Genomic DNA, 20303 nt, shown 5'->3' on the forward strand with positions numbered 1-20303 from the left:
CGCGAAATAACTAGTCCCGCCACGATCCTTGCGGTCAACGGGGTACTTATCCCCAGCTTACGAGAACGCGTAAATGTATCGTGCGAGACGTGTTCGAGATCAAAATTCGGCCGCCTGCTTAGCACCGCTGGCTTCACTCGCGACGGGCGATGGAGGCAGTGGCTGCACAGGTACGCCCGGAGCAATTTTCTGAAGATTGCCGGTGATCACAAGATCGCTTTCGTTGGGCCCGACGACGCTGACAAGATCTCCATCGATGGGACCCGTTGTAACGAGGCGCTGCTCCGCTTTGTTGTCCTTGTCGACAATATAAAGATATTTTCCGAGCTGACTGGAGCCAAGCGCCGTCCGAGGCACCATTAAAGCATCGGCCTCTTCGCCGACCTTCAGCTTGACCCGCACATACTGACCGGGAAGAAGAGAAAAATCCTTGTTTCCGATCGTCGCGCGAGCAACCACCGTTCCCGTCTGCTGGTCGACAGCATTGTCAACAAACGTCACCTTGCCTTTGTAGCGCGCCTGCATCTCACCCGGCACAAACACCTCTGCGGCGACAGAGCCACTCAATCGAACCTTTTCGATAGAAGCGAGATTCGTCTCGCTCGGATTGAACGTAACGTAAATCGGATCGAGCTGAACGAGAGTATTCAGTGGTGCGCCCGCGACGCTGATCAACGTGCCCACAGGAGCAAGATTCTTTCCGAGTCTGCCGGCGAATGGGGCAACGATGCGTGTATACCCGAGATTGAGCTCCGCGGTGCGGATCAACGCGTCATCGAGTATAAGCGAAGCTTCGGCTTGATGAAGCGCGCTCGTCCTTTGATCGAAGGTATCCTTCGCCAACCAACCGTCTTTCGCAAGCGCCGTTCCGCGATTGAGATTGGATTTTGCGTAATCACGCGCGGCCTCATCCCTGAGCTTCTGCGCCTTCGCCTGATCTAGTGCCGCCTGATAATCTCGCGGATCGATCGTATAAAGCAGCGTGCCCGCAGCAACATCGGCGCCATCGGGAACATGCTGCTCCTCGACATAGCCGGAAACGCGAGCCTGAAGCGTTATGTTTCGAATAGATTCCGTACGCGCTGAATATTCCAGATAGACGGGGACGGTTTTCTTCACGATGTGCGTAACGGGAACAGGCATAGCAAAGGGTGGCGCAGCGGCAGGTGCAGAAGGTTTCTGCGCCAATTCCTTTTCGGCCGTTTCGAGCTTGCTCGAAATCTGTGGCCAGAAATCGAAAGTCACCGCGCTGCCGGCGATAAGTACGAGCGCGGCCAAAGCAAATTTCCGAATACGCATGAGCATCTGCCTCGATTATTCTGCTGCAACCGGATTGGAGTCCGAATGACCCTCGCGGCCCCGCGATGCCTTATCCCGGTCGTCCCGGCCCTCACGAATGCGCTCGATCGTGGCGTAAAAGACCGGCACGAATAAAAGCGTCAATATCGTAGCGGCAAGCATACCGCCAAAAACAGTTGTACCGATCGACTGACGACTTGCGGCGCCAGCACCCGTTGCCAGCATCAATGGCACGACGCCCAAAATGAACGCAAAAGCGGTCATGAGAATCGGACGCAATCGGAGACGGCCTGCCTCCATCGCAGCCTCAACGATAGACAATCCCTCCTCCCGCCGCCGCTTGGCAAACTCGACGATCAAAATCGCATTCTTTGCCGACAAGCCGATGAGCATGACGAATCCGATCTGCGAATAGACGTCGATCTGCATGCCGCGTACCCAGATCGCAAGTAGCGCGCCGAATAAAGCAAGCGGCACCGCGAGCAAGACCATGAAGGGCATCGACCAGCTTTCATACTGAGCCGCAAGAATGAGGAATACAAAAACCGTTGCCAACGCAAAAACGACGATGGCAATCGAACCCGCCTTCAGTTCCTGATAAGTGATGCCGGTCCACTCATATCCGAAATCTCGCGGCAGTGCCTTCGCCGCCGCCCGCTCCATCGCAGTTATGGCCTGTCCGGTGCTGTATCCCGGTGCCGGACCGCCATTGACCAATGCCGACTCGTAATTGTTGTAATGGGGAACTGTCTCGGGACCCACAATCGGTTTGAGCTTGCCAAGCGTGCTCAACGGCACCATTCCGCCGGAGGCGTTGCGAACATACAGCCGCGATAGGTCGGACGCGGTCGCGCGAGCCCCTTTATCGGCTTGGATGGTCACTCGAAACGTACGGCCAAAAAGATTGAAGTCATTGACGTAGAGTGACCCCAAATAAATCTGGAGCGTATTGAACACGTCAGGCAAACTGAGCCCCAACAGTTTGGCCTTCGACCGGTCCAGATCATAGTCGAACTGCGGCGTGGAGGTCGAAAACGACGTGAACAACTGCTGGGCCTCAAGTTCGGGCTGCTTGCGAGCCTCGGCAAGAAGCGCCTGGGTGACTTCATTCAATGCCTGACTTCCGCGTCCCGTTAGGTCTTCGACCTGGAATTCGAAACCGCCGGTGGTGCCCAGACCTGGAATCGACGGCGGATCGAAACTCAATACGATCGCTTCCGGAATTTGCAGCAGCTTGCCGCGAACATTCGCGACGATACGGGACGCATTCTGTTCGGGTGGCCGCTCATCCCAAGGTTTCAGGATTGCGAACTCAACCGCCGCGCTCGATTGCGCCGCGTTGGTCAGAAAGTTCAGGCCGCTAATCGAGCCGACAGTGTCGATTCCAGGCGTCGCCTGAAGAATAGCACGAACTTTCTTAGCCACCTCGTCGGTGCGTTGCAGCGAGGCGCCATCCGGCAATTGGATGACGACGAAGAAGTAACCTTGGTCTTCGACCGGCAAAAACGTCGATGGAATACGCTGCGAGACCGTATAGGTCAGCCCGAGCACACCAGCGAAAAGCGCAATCATCATCCAGCGTATACGAATCAGGAACCGGACAAGCTCGGCGTAAGCATGCGAGAGCCAACCGAATCCGGCATTGAACCAGCGAAACAGAAAAAACGGCGTATGCGTTCGTGGTTTCAGAAACGCTGCCGCCAACGCCGGACTAAGCGTCAACGAATTGAATGCCGATATTCCGACCGAGATGGCCACCGTCAATGCGAACTGATTGTAAAGACGCCCCGAAACGCCGGGAATAAAAGCAACCGGTATGAAGACGGCCATTAAAACGGCGGTTGTGGCGATGATCGGGCCGGTCACCTCAGACATGGCCTTCAAGGCCGCCGGCATCGGTTCGAGACCTTCTTCGAGCTGCCTTTCGACATTCTCGACGACGACAATCGCGTCGTCCACAACAAGGCCAATAGCGAGAACCATGCCGAGAAGACTGAGCATGTTCAGCGAAAAGCCCAGCAGATGCATCACGACCAGAGTGGCAATCAGGGAGACCGGAATGGCAATCGTCGGAATGATCGTGGTGCGCCAACTTTGCAGAAAGATATAGACGACCAATACGACGAGCAGTAGCGCTTCGGTCAGCGTAAAAACCACATCGCGCATCGCAGCCGATACGAAGCGTGTCGTATCGTAATGCATCGCGTAAGCAATCCCTTTCGGAAATCGCTTTGATAGTTCCTGCATCTTATCCAGGACACGTTTCTGCAGGTCGAGAGCGTTGGAACCAGGCATCTGAAAGACGCCAAGCACCACGGACGGATCCTCACCAAAGAACGCAGTCGAAGAATACTGCAAGGCGCCGAGTTCGATACGTGCGACATCGCGAAGGCGAATGATAGCGCCCGTCGACGGATTCGAACGGAGAACGATATTGCCGAATTCCTCGGGGCTGCTGAGACGCCCCGTGGCATTCACCTGTAGCTCGAAGGGCGTTCCCGGCGGAGCAGGAGATTGACCGATCTTACCCGCGGCGACTTGGATGTTCTGCTCGGCAACGGCGTTTTGCACATCGACCGCCGTGACGCCGAGTTGCGAAAGCTTGTCGGGATCGAGCCAAATGCGCATCGAATAGCGGCGCTCGCCGAAAATCTGGACATCGCCGACACCCTGCAGACGCTTGAGCGGATCGACAATTTGCAAATACGCATAATTGCTGAGCGCCACCGGATCGACCGAATGGTCCGGAGAAATCAGGTTGACGATCAAAACGAAATTCGGGTTCTGCTTTCTGATCGTGACGCCGGCCTGATTGACGATCGGCGGCAACGATGATGCTGCCTGCGCGACGCGGTTCTGCACATCGACAGCCGCGATACTGAGCGGATATCCCACGTCGAACGTAATCGTGATCGTCGACGACCCGTCATTCGAGCTCGACGAGGACATATACGTCATGCCCTCGACGCCATTTATCTGCTGCTCAAGCGGTGTCGTAACCGTGTCGGCGACAACCTGCGCGCTCGCGCCCGGATAAATCGCGCTAACGACAACCTGCGGCGGCGTTACATCTGGAAGCTGAGCGACCGGTAGCAGGAAGTAACAGATCGTCCCGGCCAGCACCATGATGACGGCGATTGCCGAGGCAAAAATCGGCCGATGAATGAAGAAATTGACCATTGACCGATACGAACCTTAATCCCCCGGACTTCGTCGCGGACCTTATGGGCTGAGCACAAACCCGCGCGCAAGCCTCCCACTCGCGAACCGACCGGAAATTTCAAAATGCTTCCCGGAAAGTCGGAGCCGAAGCAGCGTCCAAGAGTGTCCTAACTTGCCCTCAATGGAGCGATGTCGGAGACCGCTGGAAGATTGGCAAGCCTCAGGCAAATCGCGAGGACTGTACTGTGTCCTCCGCGCCTCACAGCCAGATAGCAAACTCCAAGTTTCGGAGCGGCGGGAAGAAAGGGTTAACCGATTTATCAGCGCGGGAATACCCGCCGCCGAACTCGACCATTAGATTGCCGAAAATTGGCAAGTGATGTCGGGAACGAGTTGTGCGAAATGCAGCAATAATCTTCGCCTGTCTCACGGCAACCGGCATTTGCTCGTCGTCAGGTTTCGCGAATGCCGCGCTGCCTCTTCTTCGAACTGCAGAAGAAAAGACTTTTCGTCTCGCCACCCCCGTCAATTCCCGGCGATCCTATGAATTTTACGACGATGGGATCGATGATCCGCCCCTGCCGCATCGATACGAATATGCACCGCCCCCCGCCTTCGATCCTGTTCCTGAATGGCTGCCGCCGCCACGACCCGCGAATTGCGGTGAATACAAATACTGGAACGGAGAATATTGCGCCGACGCGCGCGAGCAACCGCCTTATGTAGGCCCCAGGTGGTAATCGGCGGATGACTCGCGGATGATCCGCGTGAAAGTTGGCCCCGTGCAGCAGACCGCATTCGCCGTATCGTTAACCCAAACAAACCGCAACGGTTGATGCCACAACGAAACAAATCTAGCTGTGAAGTCTCTAAAATCAGCTCGGACTGACAGCATGCATGCGTTCTACGATTTTTGTATCGCCCTCTGGAATTGTTTTGGAGGCGGGCACGGTCACGGCGGACACTCTCCAGCTCCTGAAATTAATGCGAACGGTGCGGTGGCCGCCCTGGCGTTACTGTTGAGTGTCGCCGTTGTCTTGTATCGCCGAATGAAGTCCGGCACGCGCCAAGCGTGATCGCATTTCCCAGGCAGAACCGCCTTGGAAAAGAGCGTCACGTCTCAACCCACACAGGCAGAATCTTCCGGAAAACTTTGTTCCCTCGATGAAGCACTCTCCGGAGCTTGATCGACATCCAGCGCTGCTTCGACGCAGCGGATAAGCTCGTCGAATTCGAACGGCTTACCGAGATGTCCGACCATGCCGGCCGCATAGCAGTTTGCGATATCATCCGGGAATATATTCGCCGTCATTCCGATTATCGGAATAGACGCTCGTTTCCCGCCGAGACGTTTAATATTCTTGGTCGCCGCGAGCCCGCTCATCCCGGGCATCTGCACATCCATCAACACAAGATCGTAGTCGGCCGCAGAAACTCGCGCGATCGCTTCTTGCCCGCTTGCCGCTGTTGTGACGCGATGTCCAACGCTCTTGAGAACAGTCGCAGTCAATCGCCTGTTGGGTTCGACATCGTCGACAATAAGAATGTGTTTGCTCTCGGCCTTAGGCAAAACAACCTCCATCACAGCCGGCGTATCGGCCGGCTTGACCTTGCTCAAAGCGAAAGCGATCTCGAACCAGAACATGGAACCAACTCCGAGTTGGCTTTCAACTCCGATCGTTCCGCCCTTGGCCTCAACGATGCGCTTGCAAATGGCGAGTCCCAGACCGGAACCGCCAAATCGGCGTTCGCGGCTGCTATCAAGTTGGCTGAATCGTTTGAAAAGATCGGGAATAGACGCTGAAGGAATGCCCGGCCCCGTATCCCGCACCGAGAAATGAACCGTGACCGATTGAGGTGACCGCTTTCGACAGTTGACCTCTACCGTGACAGACCCTTGCGCTGTGAACTTTACCGCGTTTCCGATGAGATTGAGCAGAACCTGCCGAATTCTCTGACCATCGGCGTAAATGGGCAAGTCATCCAAGGCACGATCGATCTCGCAATTCAGAGACAACCCCTTCTTTCGCGCCTCAACAAGTATCAACGCCAGGCAGCTCTCGACGATCGGTCTTAAAAGAACGGCGCCTCGCACGAGTTTCAGCCGGCCCGCTTCGAGAGCCGAAAAATCCAGAATGTCATTGACGACAGACAACAACGCGCGGCCGGCGTCGCGCACAACCGCAAGATCACGAGCATCCTCATCACGCAAATTTCGCCGCGCCAAGACAAGGCTCGTATAACCGATGACGCTATTGAGCGGAGTGCGTATCTCGTGGCTCATAGTCGCGAAGAATTCGGACTTCGCATCGGTCGCGCGCTGCGCCTTGTCATAAGCCTGCTTTGCCTTACGAACCGCATCCAAGCGCTCTAAAAACATCCTTCCCGTAACCGCAATCAACACGATGAGAAAGAACAGAAAGCTGACCGCAAGCCCGGCGAGAACGACATTCTCGCGACCACCGAGAACGAGAAACTTGACGGCGACCGGCACGAGAATCGTCGCGGCATAAACGATGGCGGCGATTGGTACAGGAGCGAGCAGGATACTCCCGCTCGCCGCCATGCCGACGGCGAGTGCCAATAAGACCACCAAGTCATTTCCAGAAACCGCACCAAGCCAGCGCGTTGCCAGGAACGACCACGGCAGGGCAAGCAGAATTGAGAAGAGAATAGCCGGACCCGCATCTCGGCCTTTGCTGAACGATTGGCGATCTCGTGGCTTCATGCGCGCACGAGCGACGACTGTCCCGCAGACTACAAGCGAAAAGGCTGTCCAGAGCCCAAGTTCCAGGCTCGAAACATTACCCCAGAATGCCATGCAGGCAAGCAAGACGTTAATTGCGTAGCCAAGCATCGCATAAGGCGTTGCCTGGGCGAGCGCCACGAGTTGCTCGCGGTCGAGCCGGTAATTAGCAATTTGGAGCATGGAGATAATCTTTAAGAACTGCGAGGGCGCGATCGCCAGCAACGCGAACGTCTGCGATGGCACGCTCAAAGGATTGCTCTCCGCTATCCGCAGATGCAGACCACCGTTCGGTGGCGGCCTTCAATTCAAAAAGGCCGAGAGTTCCGGCGAAATTCAGAAGATCGTGGCAGACACTGGCAACATCGGACCGCGAACCGTCCAACCGGTCGAGGTCTCGCAACCGTCCTTCCAGAGCAGACTTAAAATCCTCAATGATCTCCCGAAAGCTCGCAGGATCAAGATAGCCCTGCATTCGAAGGAGATTCCGGCTATCAAAAATCTGGCCATCGAAGGAGTCGAGAGATTCGAACATCGAAAGTTTATCATCAAAATGTGCTGCGTTCACATATTGGGGGGTAAAACTTAAGTCCGCGCTCCAGAGGCCAAAAACAATAAAAAGATCCCTTGTCTAGGTTACTGCCGGCTTAAACCCCGCATCACAATTGCTCGAACCGCGCCACGGGCTCCGAGAAATCGTAACGCCATAGTCGCCTGAATGCAGGGCATCCCGTAATTTCAAGGAAAGCCGCTCGGTTCGTTTCTGTTCGATAATAGTCCAAGGCCTTTTTGAAAGGCGCGTCGCACCAAAGGAGATGTTTCATCTTCAGCGTACCCGGACCGGTTCCCCCACGCCCGGACGCAACGAAGCGACGCGACCCGCGCCCCATCGAACGCCGCAATTGAACTGCATAAGATTTTCGCAAAGAGCACTGCTTCTTGCTAACAGCAACTCAACCACGCCAATTCCCCAATCAAGAAGACGGCGCCGAGGCTCATCCGACCAAAAAAAAGCCCATGAGCGCCAGCAAAACCGCAATATGCGCTATGGCAATCAGGAGGATTTTCTTGAATGCACGGTACGTGCGGATGTGTTCGTCGAAATCCGCGCGATCCGGAACATATCCGGAAGGCTCCGATGCACCTCGGAGTTCGCCTTCTCGTTCCAGGATACCAAACGACGTAAGAGCGGCCATGACGATCTCCTGTCTCATTTGAAAATGGATCCTTGCGCGCACAAGGATCCATTAATGCATCAATGGGCCTAGATCCTGTCGATACCTTTCTTGAGACCGGACTTGGCCTTTCCCATTCCGGTCTCCGCCTTTCCCTTAAGAATTTGAGCGACGCCTTTGGCTTGGAGCTTATCCGAGCCGATGGCATGGCCCACTTTCTCCTTGGCTTTGCCGACGGCCGTATCGACCGCCCCTTTTATCCTATCCGTGTTGCTACCCATGACGAAACCTCCATTGAGGTAAGCCTACCTCAACGCATCGTCTTGTCTGCAAGTTCCAGAACCCGCCGCAGGACGGATCAAAAATCATCAGCCACTGATACGCGCCGCACAGGGCTGCGCTGTAACCACGCATTTGGCTGTGACGACTGCGCCTTTCTTGCAATCCCATCGAACATTGATGGCGCGGTTGAGGTTGGCATAAGCACGGCCATAGAGGTCCTCGGCGGACGCTTCCCAATTATCGCGAGCCGCTTCCCGCGCCCTCTCGCTACCAAGACCCAGAAGCCCCTTTCCCGTGGCCACGCCATCAAGAGGTGCCTTGCAATTATCGTAACGCCGCCATCTCGCGTCGGCGTCGGTCGCACTCGAAACCAACCCCAGGCCCAGGACGATAAAACCACAAATTCTCCAATTCATGCTACTCTCCCTCGCTATCCCGCCCGCACAGGATGTACGCGCAAGGAATAGACAGCGTACGAACTAGGAGCTTGTCAACATTCAGACGCACTCATCCCCAAGCCCGTGAGGTGTCTCGATGAAAAAACGAAATAGGAGGAATACGCCCTTAGGGCAGTTTCCAGGCGCCTGTAATCAAATAGGCCACGCCGAAAATGGCGAGCAAGGGAAGAATGATGGCGCTGGCGATCGCGGGGATCGCATGAACGAGAGCAATCAAGCCATAAGTCACGGGGAACACTCCAGGATGTCATTCCCCAAACGCCGGAGACGTGAATTCGTTGCACCGTCTTGGCTATCATTATTGAAATAGTGCGGATACCTCGGGAACCGGCAGAGGCCTCATACGTATTGCAAATACTACGGCGGCACTTCCCGAGTGCATTCCCCTCACGCCGTGGAAGTTTCCGGCGCCCCGGCTCCCCCTGGCCGGGGCGTCGCTTTATACTCTCCATCAGCCGCCACGAGGAGCGCGCAACCCGGCGTTTACAATTACGCTTTCGCGCCTGATTTTTGGTGCGCCGTCATTTAGTGGAATTGGCCGAGCGATCACTTGCAACGCATCTTTCAGCGACGCAGGATGCCCTTTCCCCATTGCTCAATGCAGTTTCAGCGACGGTCGCTTTCCTTGTTCGCCATGAGCCTGCGAATTAATTTTTCCACAGTCGAACTGTGGTACGGCTTTCGGAGCATCGGCCCTTCCTCACACAGCGTTCCCGCGATGTTGGCAGCCCGCTTCGCTGTTCCAGCCATGACCACTTTGACGTTCACACGATGCTCGCGAAGCCATCTCACCAACGCAAACCCGTCCTGCCCTTCTGCGAACTCAGCCGCTGTAAACACCACATCGATGCGGAGGTGCACGTTCTGAAGAACCGTAAAGGCCTCATCCACGTTGGCGGCCTCGATCACGCGATAGCCGCACTCACGGAGATATTGCGCGATCGGCATGCGAACCAGAACTTCATCTTCGACAACAAGAACCGTGTTCACGCTGCTTTGTTTGCCAGGATCAACCATGACGGCCTAACTTCCCCCGGGACCGGTATGTTCCCCAGGCGGCAATATCTGTCGCAGCGTCTGCAGCAGCTTTTCTATGCGCACAGGTTTCGGCAAAATTACATCTGCAGGCAAGTTCCAGGTTGGATCGACGTAAGCGGAAACGACCACGATTTTGGCTTTCGCAATCTTGCGGCGAACCCATACGACGAGATCGCGGCCATCGATGTCACCAGGCATCCGAATGTCCGTCACGACGGCATCAATATGGGTGTTTTCCAATAAGGCGACGGCTTCGTCTGCACCGTCGGCCTCGATAACGTCAAAGCCCCCTTGGCGGAGCTGTTGGCTGAGATCAAGTCGCAACATCACTTCGTCTTCCACGACGAGAATGGTTTGACCTGTTGTCTCTTGATCGCTGAACGACACCTGCTGGATAACTGCCTCCCCTCGACATTTCTAGCTGAAATGCCGAACACTTCGCTGTTGTTCCATCAAGAGCAGGGATTAACAAACGTCGTCAACCCACGCTTTGCCCTCGAAACCGCCGTCCGGGCGATAGCTACCTCCTATCGGTGCAAGCCTCCCATTGACCGTTTGGCGGTCTTCGCACCGGGCGAGTAATTATCCGTCTGCCGGATAAGTTCAGGAACTGCCATACTAGGATGAACGTTTGAACGATCGATCGACGGGCGGCACTCCGCTGCCCATCGATGCCGAGGCGCAAGGAGAGCACGATGAAGGCGCATCTGACGACGACAATGGTGCTAGCGGCGATTCCCATGTCCCAGGCCGTTGCCGAAGAATATATCTGCGATGACAATACCCGCCTTGACGCAACGTTTGTCGTGCCGAAGCAAGGGCTCGGCTCTGTCGAACTCATATTCCTGAAGTCGAACGAACGCATAAGCCTGCCACAGGTTATATCCGCGGACGGCGCAAGATACGCTGGTGGAGTCACCGAATTTTGGGCCAAAGGTTCGCAGGCGACGCTGAGGCAGGCCGGAAACGTCACAACCTGCAAGCGTTGAGCGTTAGTACCCAGCGTTTACTGCGGCGCCCATCGGGTCACGATCGGCAACGGCAGCGGGCCCGACAATTTGACCGCGAGTGGACCAGCTGATCCAACGATATTTACCGGAAACGTTCCATCGCTGACGACAGGTATTGGCCTGCGGATATCGAAATCCACGACGCGAACGTTCGTTATTGTCTGAGCGTCGACCGGATTGCTTTCAAGCATTGGACGAACGCAAAGCCAAACGAGCGCGACCGCAATGATCGTCTGCACAAACTTGCTGTAAGTGTCCATGTTCTTAGCTCACTGCTGAGTTGCCAATACCCTGTGCAGCGAAGATTAGCGTACGGATAAGACCGGCGAAACCATCTTCCGTTTGGCAATACGTGTACGCCAAGGAACGTCGGACAAACTTATGAGCTTTGAAGACGGCCCCAATATGCCGCCACCTGCAGCGACGCGCCGCGCAACAATCGCCCTCAGCACCCGCTTCCGTCAATCGTTACGAGATACTCCGTTTCGTGCCGCACACACCAAGATTGATCCAGCCGTGATCGTGGCCGCGCACTTCGCTGTGGTCCATTTCCCTGACGTCTGTAAGCCCCGCGTCCTCAAGAAGTCCGCAAAGGTAACGAGGCGAAAACAGGGACATGTGCCAATTCGGGTGGCTTCGCCCGCTGCCGTCTCCATAAGAATAGAAGCGTCCAGAGGCCCATTTGCAGGCATCGCGCTCGGAATTGAAACGCCACCACCCGTCACGATAAAAGTCCTGCGATCCGCTTTCCTCGGCGTCGACGAACGCCTTGGCGATGCGAAGCCCATTTGGAGTCCAAATCTGCAGAACGCCCCCGGGTTTCAGAACGCGAACCCATTCGCGGATTGCCCCAGCGACCTGATACCAAGGAATATGCTCAATGATATGGCTCGCGTAGACCACGGCAAACGCATCGGAAGGAAGCGGCAGTCGCAACGCGTTGCCGACATACGTCACGTTGCGCCTCGTCGTCACGTCCAGCGTCTCAAATCCTTCGAGGACGTCATGACCGGGTCCTATTTCCAGCCGGCGATTTTGGCGTCCGCGATAGCGCGCCCGATTTACGGGATTAAGCACCACTCTGTGCAGAGGCGCCGCGACGGCTCTGTTCAACCTGTAGCCGAACCGTCCAACCGGACGCGACCAATTCTGGACATGGCGGCGAATTTCCATACCGACGTCCCTGCCTACGGTGGCTATGGCCAGTTGCTTGACAATTGACGACGACATTCTTCGCTCCTTGTGTTGATCGACGCTCGGCGCGTCGCCGGCCGCTAAAAGTAACGCCGGCAGACGTTGCGCAAACAAAGGGTGTCAACCTTTATCGACACGGCCAATGCGCTTCGCATACTCCGCAAGAATCTGGGTCTGCTTTCGTGTTCGGCCATCTTTGTATGGGTTGAGGTTGAACATGTAATTGTCCGGCCACCGGGGTCCTGCCGCCCAGGCGGTCCAGCCGAGCCAAACGTCCGAATTAGCCTCCATCGTCCGGCACAAATCGTCCAAAGCCGCCAATGAAAGGGTGTTGTCGGCCGCACCGAACTCGCCAAGCACAGCGGTGAAGCGATTCTCCCTGGCCCAATCTTGGAACTTCCCGATACGTTCGGATCCGATCGTCGCGCTCACGGCGTTGGGTTTGGTTCCCGACGAATCCTGATCGAGATACTGATGCACCTCGAACGCGAACCTGTTGGCGGGATCTGCGATCTCCCGCATCCGAGTATTGCCGGACGATAACCACGAATGAGCGCCGGTATAGGCGACGCCTGGCACCAAAATGAGGTTTTCTGCACCCGTCTTCCGAATGCTTGCAACGGCGGCATTGGCCGCAGGAAGCCAGGCATCTACGCTTATCCCAGCGGGCTCATTCATGAGACCGAAGATGGCACGCGGATTGGATTTGTAGGTCTCGGCGAGACGTTCCCAGAAATCTGCGAAGGCTTCGACCGGTACCATATTCGCGCCGATGAAATGGTCGGCGGCCCAATGATCGTCCTCGACGCGGCGGCGCGCGTAATTGTGAGGATCGAGAATGACCGATAGACCTTGCGCGCGCGCGTACTCCACAACGCCAGTCAGCCTTGCTTGCTCTCCGAGCGCGAGCGCCGCGCCGAGCCTTGGCTGCAATCTCTCCCAACGGAAGGGTAGGCGAATGAGGTTGAATCCAAGCCTCGCGAAATAGTCGATATTTGCTGGTGTCGGATAGGCGTAGTCGAAACCGTATCGCCCCGGAACGTTGCCGAACTCTGCGCCGGCAAGATTAACTCCCGCAAAGGCGAGCTTGCGCCTGCTTGCGCCTTGCGCACGACGGATCTGCGCAGCACTGCCAAGCGTGAGCGCGAGCCCGCCACACACGACAGACCGGCGCGTTGCTTTATGTCCCATCCGGTGCTCCTCTCGTCGAAGCGTCAGCCGCCGGGCGCGTCGACTCAACGGGCAATGGCGCCACGTAGCCGCGCATGGATCCCGTCAAACAGATGTAGCGCTGCCGTGCCCCTTCGAAATCGCCCTTGGCCATCCGGAGGCAACCGCCGAGCACGGTGCGGACGTTGCGCGCGAGAAATAACGACGGCCCGAGATTGTGCAGGCGTGCCACGCGGCCGAAGCCAACGGAGTAGGTATGCAATCGCTCGGCGGATTCGTGGACTTGATCATGGCGAACGGTGAACGTTCGGTCATAGAAGCCGCGATGGCCACGGTCCAAACACCGCAGCAGGAAATCGCTCTCCTCCCCAGCCTGAAACGGTGTGCTCGCGCCGACGCCGAGCGTCTCGTCGAATCCCTGTACCGCGTTGGCCGCCTCGCGCCGGATGAAGATCGTATTGGAGTTCCCCGTGGCAAAGACGTTCGCGCGCGTAATCGGCCCGCTCTCGGGCGCATAACGATTGACGCTGTCGTTGCCATCCGCATCGAGTGTGCGCCCGGAGAGCAAATCGATCTCGGGATTGGATGCGAAGAAATCGTCGACGAACGGAAGAACGTGGCGATCGTACCAGCAATCATCATCGGGAAAGCCGATGATGGTTCCCGAGGCGCGCTTCAGTCCAACGTTGCGCCCGCGTGAAAGACCTTTCTCGGATCGGACGCGAATAATTGGAAGGGACGGATAAGCGTCGAGCAGAAGATCGAGGTATCCAATCGGATTTTGATCCGCTACGATGATTTCATACGGACTGTAGGTCTGCTCCGACAGCGAGGTGAGCAGACGGCGCAACGAAGCTTCGCGGCCCAGCGTGCAGACGATAAGCGAGATCATCACGCCCATAAGCTTTTCTCCCTTGCTGTTAGGATCTGCCTTTCATCCTGATCTGCAAATCTCCCGGTTTCCCAGCGTGCGGAGGTGGACTGCAAGGCACCCTGGATGAACCACAGCAAAGCGCCTGTCTTGATCGACAAAAACGAGTAGCTGACCATCATCGACAGAGCCAGATAGAGCGACAGCCCGTGCGTGAAACGCACCTGCTCAGGCGTATCCTCTCGCCCGCCCCATCCAATGTATGCCCAAATCAAAAGCAGCCCCGGAAGCGACTGGGTCGTGATGAGATAGGCGACACCGGCATCCATGGCCTTTCCGATGAGTTCGTTGGAAAGACCGAGGTACTCCGAAACGTCGTAGCTCTGCAGAAGCTCGACGGTATAAGCGAGACGGCCGGGAAAATCGTCCGTACCTGATTTCAAACCGGCGCCGATGACAAGCGCGAAGACAAAGGCAACGGTCACGGGTAGATAAAGAACCGCCGATCGCGACGGCAGCAATGGCGCGATCGCACAAACGATAATGATCAGAACGCATGTCGCCGTTGCAAGACGGCCGTCGCAGCCGACGAGCATGGCTCCGGACGTGATGATCAGATAGGCAACAGACGGCCAGCCGAGACGGCTGAAACATGAACAAGCGAACACGACGATGATGCTGCAATAATTTCCGAGGGACACCGGCTCAAGAAAGATCGACGAAGATCGCGGCCAATCCACAAACGAAAAGAGACGCGCATCGGGACGCGTCGCACTGATGAACAATTCGGAATTGGTATTGTAAAACTGGTCGAGCTTATTCCCTCGTGTCTTGATGTAATAATCCTGGATTTGCAACAGATCCGAATAGACGTGCGGCGCCAGAACCTCGACCAGAAAGACGACGAAAACAATCGTATGCAGAGCGAGCACCGCGCGCCCGAGGCCGCGCTGATCGAACGCCATGCCGAGCATCATGAAGATTGGAATGGTCGCCACGTCGCTCAACAGCTTCGGATCCGGCTGCGCCATAAAAAGACCGCGAAAGACGGCAAACAGGCCCAATATCACGATCAGCACCAGCGACGGTTCCATTTGCGGCTTCCACGCCAAGAGCGCGAGACCAAACGCTGCGGCAGTCAAAGATGCTTGAGCTCCGATGACGAGCGCGGTTGGCACGCCCATGACGTGCCCGTTGACAAACGCCAGAACCACATTGAAGCTCATGCTAGCGACCAGAATGAGCGCTGGCATAATGCGGAAGTTGACGTCGTCGGCAGGAGCGGCGACGGACTGATAAGTGAACGGATAGTCGCTGCCGACGGACCGTATCATGGAGAAAGCCTTGTTCTCCGGTCGCCCAGCACGTACCCCATGAACATAACGCCACCGAGAATATAACGGGAGAACATCCGACGCGGTTCACGCATCAACCGATACATCCACTCGCAGCGCAGACCCCTCACCCACACCGGAGCCCGTGGCACCTGCCCTGATACGAAATCGAAAAGCGCGCCGACCCCCATCTGCACTCGCGCTCCTGTGGCCGCGGCGCGGTCGGCAATCCACATTTCCTGCAGAGGATTGCCGAGTCCGACCAAAAGCAGATCGGCTCTCATATCCTTGATGACGCGACAAACACTTTCGATGTGTTGCTCGTTACGAAAATAGCCATCGCACGCGCCGATGACCTGATGCTGCGGCCAAGTCACCGCAAAGCGCCGTGCCGCCTCGTTGACCACCTCTGGCCGCGAGCCAACGAGAAAAATCCGAAGCCGGTGCTGCGTGTGGCTCAGATAATAAGGCACGAAATCTGTGCCGTTGAGATTATCGGGAAAAGTTATGCCGAACTTGAGACGGCTTGCAAGATCGACACCCACGCCGTCATTGAGCACAAGAAAGCGAGTGAGCGCTTTGCGAAAAGCTGAATTATTCTTCGACAAAGTCAGCGTATGCGCGTTGGCAAATGCGATGCGCAGCATGCGGCCGCTATCGAACGCACCGTCAATCTTCTCGACGGCTTGTGGACGTCGCATGGGCTCGAAGTTGACCCCCAGGATGGTACGCCGTTTGAGTCCAAGGATTTGCTCGTATTCGTCCCGAAATCGTCGCTCGACACCCTGCCACCCATAAGACTTGACCGACTCCATCGCGCGCGTACGCAACGTTGCGTATTGCGTCGCCGTTTGCTGAATGATTGGCGCAATTTCCCGCACGGCACGCGCCGAATCACTAAAATCGACAACGTGTCCGACGCCTGCCCCGTCGATGATTTGCCTGAAGCTCGGGATCTGACTGACGATTGGCACCAAGCCGGCGGACAATGCTTCGACAAGCGCAAGGCCGAAGCCTTCGTACTCTGAGGCGCTAATAAAGAAACTGCAGTCTCGCAAACGGCGGGCGATGGATGCATCGCTAAGACCAGTCTCAATTTTTAGCCAACCATTCCGCAAGTGCGGAGCATATTTGATCCGCAAGTGGCCGAGCGTACCGTCCGCATCGTTTCCAATCACGCACAGCTCTACCGAGGGGAACTGCGCCCTCAAAATTTCGAGCGTCTCGATCGCGCGTTCGAGCCCCTTGTGAGAGGCAATCCGGCCGAAATAGCCAAACGACGGCTTGAATACGGAAGACGACACAGCGGCGAACTTCTCGATATCGACTCCGTTGTCGATATGCTTCAGACGGTCTGCGGCAACAGTGCGGAACGTTTCCGCATCGGATGCACTACACGCGAAAACGCGCTTGTAGGATGAGAGCGCGCATCGTGTGACTGTTTGGAAATAGATTTGCTTGAGCTTGCGGGCGAAGCTCGTGTGGAAGAAGCCGCCATGCGTCGTCAGCACAAGCGGCTTGCGATGGATCGGTGCCGTAAGCGCCAGGTAGTCGCAAAAAAAGTCGACGCCATGCACATGGATAAGGTCATACGACTTAAGATGCGAAAGAACTTTTGGCGCGATCGGATAGCGTGCCGATCCGATGTAACCGATGCGGTGCACAGGGACGCCATCGACCACGTCGCTCTCCTGAAGCCGGTTGCGCGTATCGCGGAATTCGCGATTGAGCGTCAGCACATCGGCCTCGATGCCGGCACGCCTCTGCTCGACACTCAGGTCATGCACGACCCCCTCGAGGCCGCCGATCGCGGGATGAAATTGACGAACGACATGCAGAACGCGCATTTCCGGTTCTCCTCTCTGCAGGACGTGATTAGGCAATCGCGCTCTGTCCGAGCGGCGCCTTATTGATGATGACGCCCACCAGGCGGTCGGAGATCACGGTGGATTTCAGCGCGGCGCGCATCGCTGCAGCGGACGGCGTCCGGCCCCATTCGGTGACCATGATCAAAGCGTCGAAGATATCGGCAGCCGCCTGCACATCTGCGTGGCCGAGGACATTGGGGAGATCACAGACGACGCAATCATAATGATCGCGCGCGGAGCGAATCAGATCTCGCATCGCGCGCGAGCCCAAGAGGTCGGCGGGATGAATCGAAGGTTCGCCAGAGCATTCACCGAGAAAATCGAAGCCCAGCTCGCTTCGCGTGACCATGTCGGAGAGCGCTGCGCGTCCCTCCAAAGGTGGAAGCAGCGTTCCGTGCGGCAAACTCAATCCCAGCGATGGCCGATGCAGATTTGCATCGACCAGCAGCACGCGCCTCCTGCTTTCGACCTCAAGAACCGCGAGGTTGAACGCAACAGTCGATTTGCCTTCTCCCTGATACGCGGAGACGACACCGATCACGGTTGTCTCGGGAGTATCGCGAGCACATAGCTCATTGACGGCGATCTTGACGCCGCGCAAAGCATCGCCGCGGTCGTGCAGCAGAAGCGGCGGAGCTTGATGCAAGGCGGGCAGCAGCCGTCGTCCCTGGACCAGTGGAACGATCCCCAATGCCCGGACGCCAATGTCGCGTTCGATCTGCTCGAGTGAACGAACGGGACGCGCAACATGCTCTTTACGCATGGCAACGGCGACGCCGACCAATAGCCCGGCACCGGCTCCTAATAACAGCACCAGAGGAATGTCGGGTTCGCTCCAGTGGCTGGGCGGCTCTGCTTCGCTGATAATCCGCGCTTCTGTGACGGGAGAGGCTTGCTCGCCGACGGACCGTGCGTAACGATCGAGAAGCGTTTGGTAGATCCCCTGGTACGCCTGCGATTTCGACTCGAGTGCCCGCACCTGATCGCTGGAGGGCACCTGTCTGGCCGCGCGGTTACCTTTCAGTTTGTCGACGGCCGCCGAAGCAGCTCCGGACTTCTCGCGAAGCTCTGCGAGGTGATCTGCGAGACGCGTGCCGGCTTGCTCGACGTCGCGCGTTTCAACCTCCGACTGATACGCGACGTACGCCGCAGCAAGTGCGTTAGCCACGGCCGCGGCTTTCTTCGGATCGTCCGAGATGAAAGAGACGTCTGCCACGAAGCTGCGCCCGGCGCGCACGACGCTGGTATCATTTTGAAAGTTGGCAAGAATGGTGTCGCGATCGACTGCAGTTCCGCGCGGCACCGAGCACGAAGATCCGGGTAGGCTCAAAATGCGCTGAAGCAGCCCGCGCGCCCGACAAGCAAGCTCGGCGTCTTTCCATAAGTCACGTTTGTCGATGACGGATTTAGCGAGTCGGCCGCTCTTGAGGATCGCAATCTGACTTTCAACGAGCGGTGCGCTCTCAGTCCTTGCGCCGACCGAAGACACGCCGAGCTGAAGCTCGGCCGTCGCGATATAGCGCGGTTGCACCGAGAGGAGCATTGCTGCCGACACGGCAAGGCCAAGGGCACACCAGGCAAGAACGATCCCCTTCCGCCATTTCAGTGCTTCCAAAAAAACCGACGGCGCATGCGCTAGGCCAATGGTCGGCTCCGCACTCTTGCGGTGCACCATTTTGTTCGCTCCTTGCATAAGGACAAAGCGAAATCTCGGCTGCGCAACTGAACGTTTGAGCGATAGTTCCCCTCTATTTGTTGCACCAGCGAAGAGCCTAAGTAGGAAGCGATATTCCCCAGCCCGAAAATCGGGTTACGAAATACTGCAGTGCGGCGAAACGGCTCAGATCGGAACCTTTGAGCGAAGCCTCACTTTTCTTTTCGACGCGGTGCAAGGTTTGAGCTTTGCGGCGCAGCGTACGAGGGCAAGCGACGCGATGTTTGCGTCGATAGTTGTTAGAGGGGACGAGTGATGACAGTCAGTGTCGCAAGGCGAAGTTTGGAGTCAGGCCAACAGAGTTTTTCCGGGTCTGCTCACAACACCACAGTCGGCTTGTGTCATTCTGCGACGCCCGGCGCCGGAGTCTCCGTTGTGCTCAAACGCGCAATGGATGTTCTCATCTCTGCTGTGTTGCTGCTCGTTCTGGCGCCGGTGTCCGTAGCAACCGCATTGGCAATCAAAATGACTTCCGCGGGCCCGGTGTTCTTCCGCCAGCGGCGCTATGGACTAGGCAACGGGCAGTTCACCATCCTGAAGTTCCGCACGATGTTTACTCATGCTGCCGACGCTTCTGGCGTCAATCAGACTCGGAACGGTGATCCTCGCGTTACGCCACTCGGCCGGTTTCTTCGCCGCACTAACATCGATGAACTGCCCCAGCTTATAAATGTTCTGCAAGGTGATATGTCTCTCGTCGGTCCCCGGCCGCACGTGCCTGGCATGCGCGCTGGCGGAATGATGTATGAGGCCCTGGTGCCATCCTACTTCGAGCGCCACCATGTACGTCCTGGTTTGACCGGACTGGCGCAAATCAACGAGCTGCGGGGAAGCACCGCAGATGCCAAATTCGCAAAGGCACGTATCGCCTACGATCTTGCATACGTCGAACACTGGTCGCTCCTGCTCGACTTACGCATCCTCTGGACGACCCTCAAAACAGAAGTGCTCCGCGGCACCGGCAATTAGCGCCTACCGAGGA

At 56.8% G+C, this 20303-nt stretch carries 19 protein-coding genes; 2 read left to right on the top strand and 17 right to left on the bottom strand.

Features of this window, described 5'->3' with window-relative positions; all coding sequences use genetic code 11:
- Positions 1-99 precede the first annotated feature (99 nt).
- The 10 genes from VHB22_RS13015 to VHB22_RS13060 form a co-directional block, all read right to left on the bottom strand.
- A complete protein-coding gene (locus VHB22_RS13015; protein WP_325457412.1) occupies positions 100-1299 on the bottom strand; it encodes an efflux RND transporter periplasmic adaptor subunit in 1200 nt (399 codons plus the stop codon).
- A gap of 15 nt (positions 1300-1314) precedes the next feature.
- Entirely contained in the window at positions 1315-4479 is a 3165-nt protein-coding gene (locus tag VHB22_RS13020; RefSeq protein ID WP_325457413.1) for a multidrug efflux RND transporter permease subunit, read from the bottom strand.
- Between the two features lie 1102 nt (positions 4480-5581).
- Positions 5582-7390 (bottom strand): ATP-binding protein, encoded by a 1809-nt coding sequence (locus VHB22_RS13025; RefSeq protein WP_325457414.1) that lies wholly within the window; start codon positions 7388-7390, stop codon positions 5582-5584.
- Positions 7374-7742: a hypothetical protein gene (locus VHB22_RS13030; RefSeq protein WP_325457415.1), complete on the bottom strand. Its 369-nt coding sequence runs from the start codon at positions 7740-7742 to the stop codon at positions 7374-7376. The genes VHB22_RS13025 and VHB22_RS13030 overlap by 17 nt, the downstream gene beginning before the upstream one ends.
- A 460-nt stretch (positions 7743-8202) precedes the next feature.
- Positions 8203-8403 (bottom strand): aa3-type cytochrome c oxidase subunit IV, encoded by a 201-nt coding sequence (locus VHB22_RS13035; protein WP_325457416.1) that lies wholly within the window; start codon positions 8401-8403, stop codon positions 8203-8205.
- Between the two features lie 68 nt (positions 8404-8471).
- Positions 8472-8663: a CsbD family protein gene (locus VHB22_RS13040; protein WP_325457417.1), complete on the bottom strand. Its 192-nt coding sequence runs from the start codon at positions 8661-8663 to the stop codon at positions 8472-8474.
- An 87-nt stretch (positions 8664-8750) separates the two neighbouring features.
- Positions 8751-9080 carry a hypothetical protein gene (locus VHB22_RS13045; RefSeq protein WP_325457418.1) on the bottom strand — a complete coding sequence of 110 codons (330 nt, stop codon included), beginning with the start codon at positions 9078-9080 and terminating at the stop codon, positions 8751-8753.
- Positions 9081-9228: 148 nt separating this feature from the next.
- Positions 9229-9351: a hypothetical protein gene (locus VHB22_RS13050; protein ID WP_325457419.1), complete on the bottom strand. Its 123-nt coding sequence runs from the start codon at positions 9349-9351 to the stop codon at positions 9229-9231.
- 377 nt (positions 9352-9728) lie between these two features.
- Positions 9729-10139, bottom strand: a complete 411-nt coding sequence (locus VHB22_RS13055) for a response regulator (RefSeq protein ID WP_325457420.1) — start codon at positions 10137-10139, stop codon at positions 9729-9731.
- A 6-nt stretch (positions 10140-10145) separates the two neighbouring features.
- Positions 10146-10547, bottom strand: coding sequence for a response regulator (locus tag VHB22_RS13060; protein WP_325457421.1), 402 nt, complete (start codon positions 10545-10547; stop codon positions 10146-10148).
- 308 nt (positions 10548-10855) lie between these two features.
- Here VHB22_RS13060 and VHB22_RS13065 point away from each other — a divergent pair, with 308 nt between their 5' ends.
- On the top strand, positions 10856-11149 hold the full coding sequence (locus VHB22_RS13065) for an MliC family protein (protein ID WP_325457422.1): 294 nt from the start codon (positions 10856-10858) through the stop codon (positions 11147-11149).
- A gap of 17 nt (positions 11150-11166) precedes the next feature.
- On the opposite strand, the gene VHB22_RS13070 is transcribed toward VHB22_RS13065, so the two are convergent.
- The 7 genes from VHB22_RS13070 to VHB22_RS13100 all read right to left on the bottom strand — a co-directional run bounded on the left by VHB22_RS13070 (position 11167) and on the right by VHB22_RS13100 (position 19282).
- The gene (locus tag VHB22_RS13070) at positions 11167-11430 is read right to left on the bottom strand and encodes a hypothetical protein (RefSeq protein ID WP_325457423.1); all 264 of its coding nucleotides are present in this window, start codon (positions 11428-11430) and stop codon (positions 11167-11169) included.
- A 208-nt stretch (positions 11431-11638) separates the two neighbouring features.
- Positions 11639-12400, bottom strand: coding sequence for a class I SAM-dependent methyltransferase (locus tag VHB22_RS13075; RefSeq protein WP_325457424.1), 762 nt, complete (start codon positions 12398-12400; stop codon positions 11639-11641).
- Positions 12401-12484: 84 nt separating this feature from the next.
- Entirely contained in the window at positions 12485-13555 is a 1071-nt protein-coding gene (locus VHB22_RS13080) for a glycoside hydrolase family 5 protein (RefSeq protein ID WP_325457425.1), read from the bottom strand.
- Positions 13545-14435, bottom strand: coding sequence for a glycosyltransferase family A protein (locus tag VHB22_RS13085; RefSeq protein WP_325457426.1), 891 nt, complete (start codon positions 14433-14435; stop codon positions 13545-13547). Before VHB22_RS13085 ends, VHB22_RS13080 begins: the two co-directional genes overlap by 11 nt.
- Entirely contained in the window at positions 14426-15739 is a 1314-nt protein-coding gene (locus VHB22_RS13090; RefSeq protein WP_325457427.1) for a polysaccharide biosynthesis protein GumE, read from the bottom strand. The genes VHB22_RS13085 and VHB22_RS13090 overlap by 10 nt, the downstream gene beginning before the upstream one ends.
- Entirely contained in the window at positions 15736-17586 is a 1851-nt protein-coding gene (locus tag VHB22_RS13095) for a WecB/TagA/CpsF family glycosyltransferase (protein ID WP_325457428.1), read from the bottom strand. The genes VHB22_RS13090 and VHB22_RS13095 overlap by 4 nt, the downstream gene beginning before the upstream one ends.
- 28 nt (positions 17587-17614) lie before the next feature.
- Entirely contained in the window at positions 17615-19282 is a 1668-nt protein-coding gene (locus VHB22_RS13100) for a GNVR domain-containing protein (protein ID WP_325457429.1), read from the bottom strand.
- 294 nt (positions 19283-19576) lie between these two features.
- On the opposite strand from VHB22_RS13100, the gene VHB22_RS13105 reads away from it, so the two are divergent.
- Positions 19577-20290: a sugar transferase gene (locus VHB22_RS13105; RefSeq protein WP_325457430.1), complete on the top strand. Its 714-nt coding sequence runs from the start codon at positions 19577-19579 to the stop codon at positions 20288-20290.
- Positions 20291-20303: the final 13 nt, after the last annotated feature.

Origin of the sequence: Hyphomicrobium sp. (assembly GCF_035548195.1) — a bacterium.
In the GTDB taxonomy this organism is placed as follows: domain Bacteria; phylum Pseudomonadota; class Alphaproteobacteria; order Rhizobiales; family Hyphomicrobiaceae; genus Hyphomicrobium_B.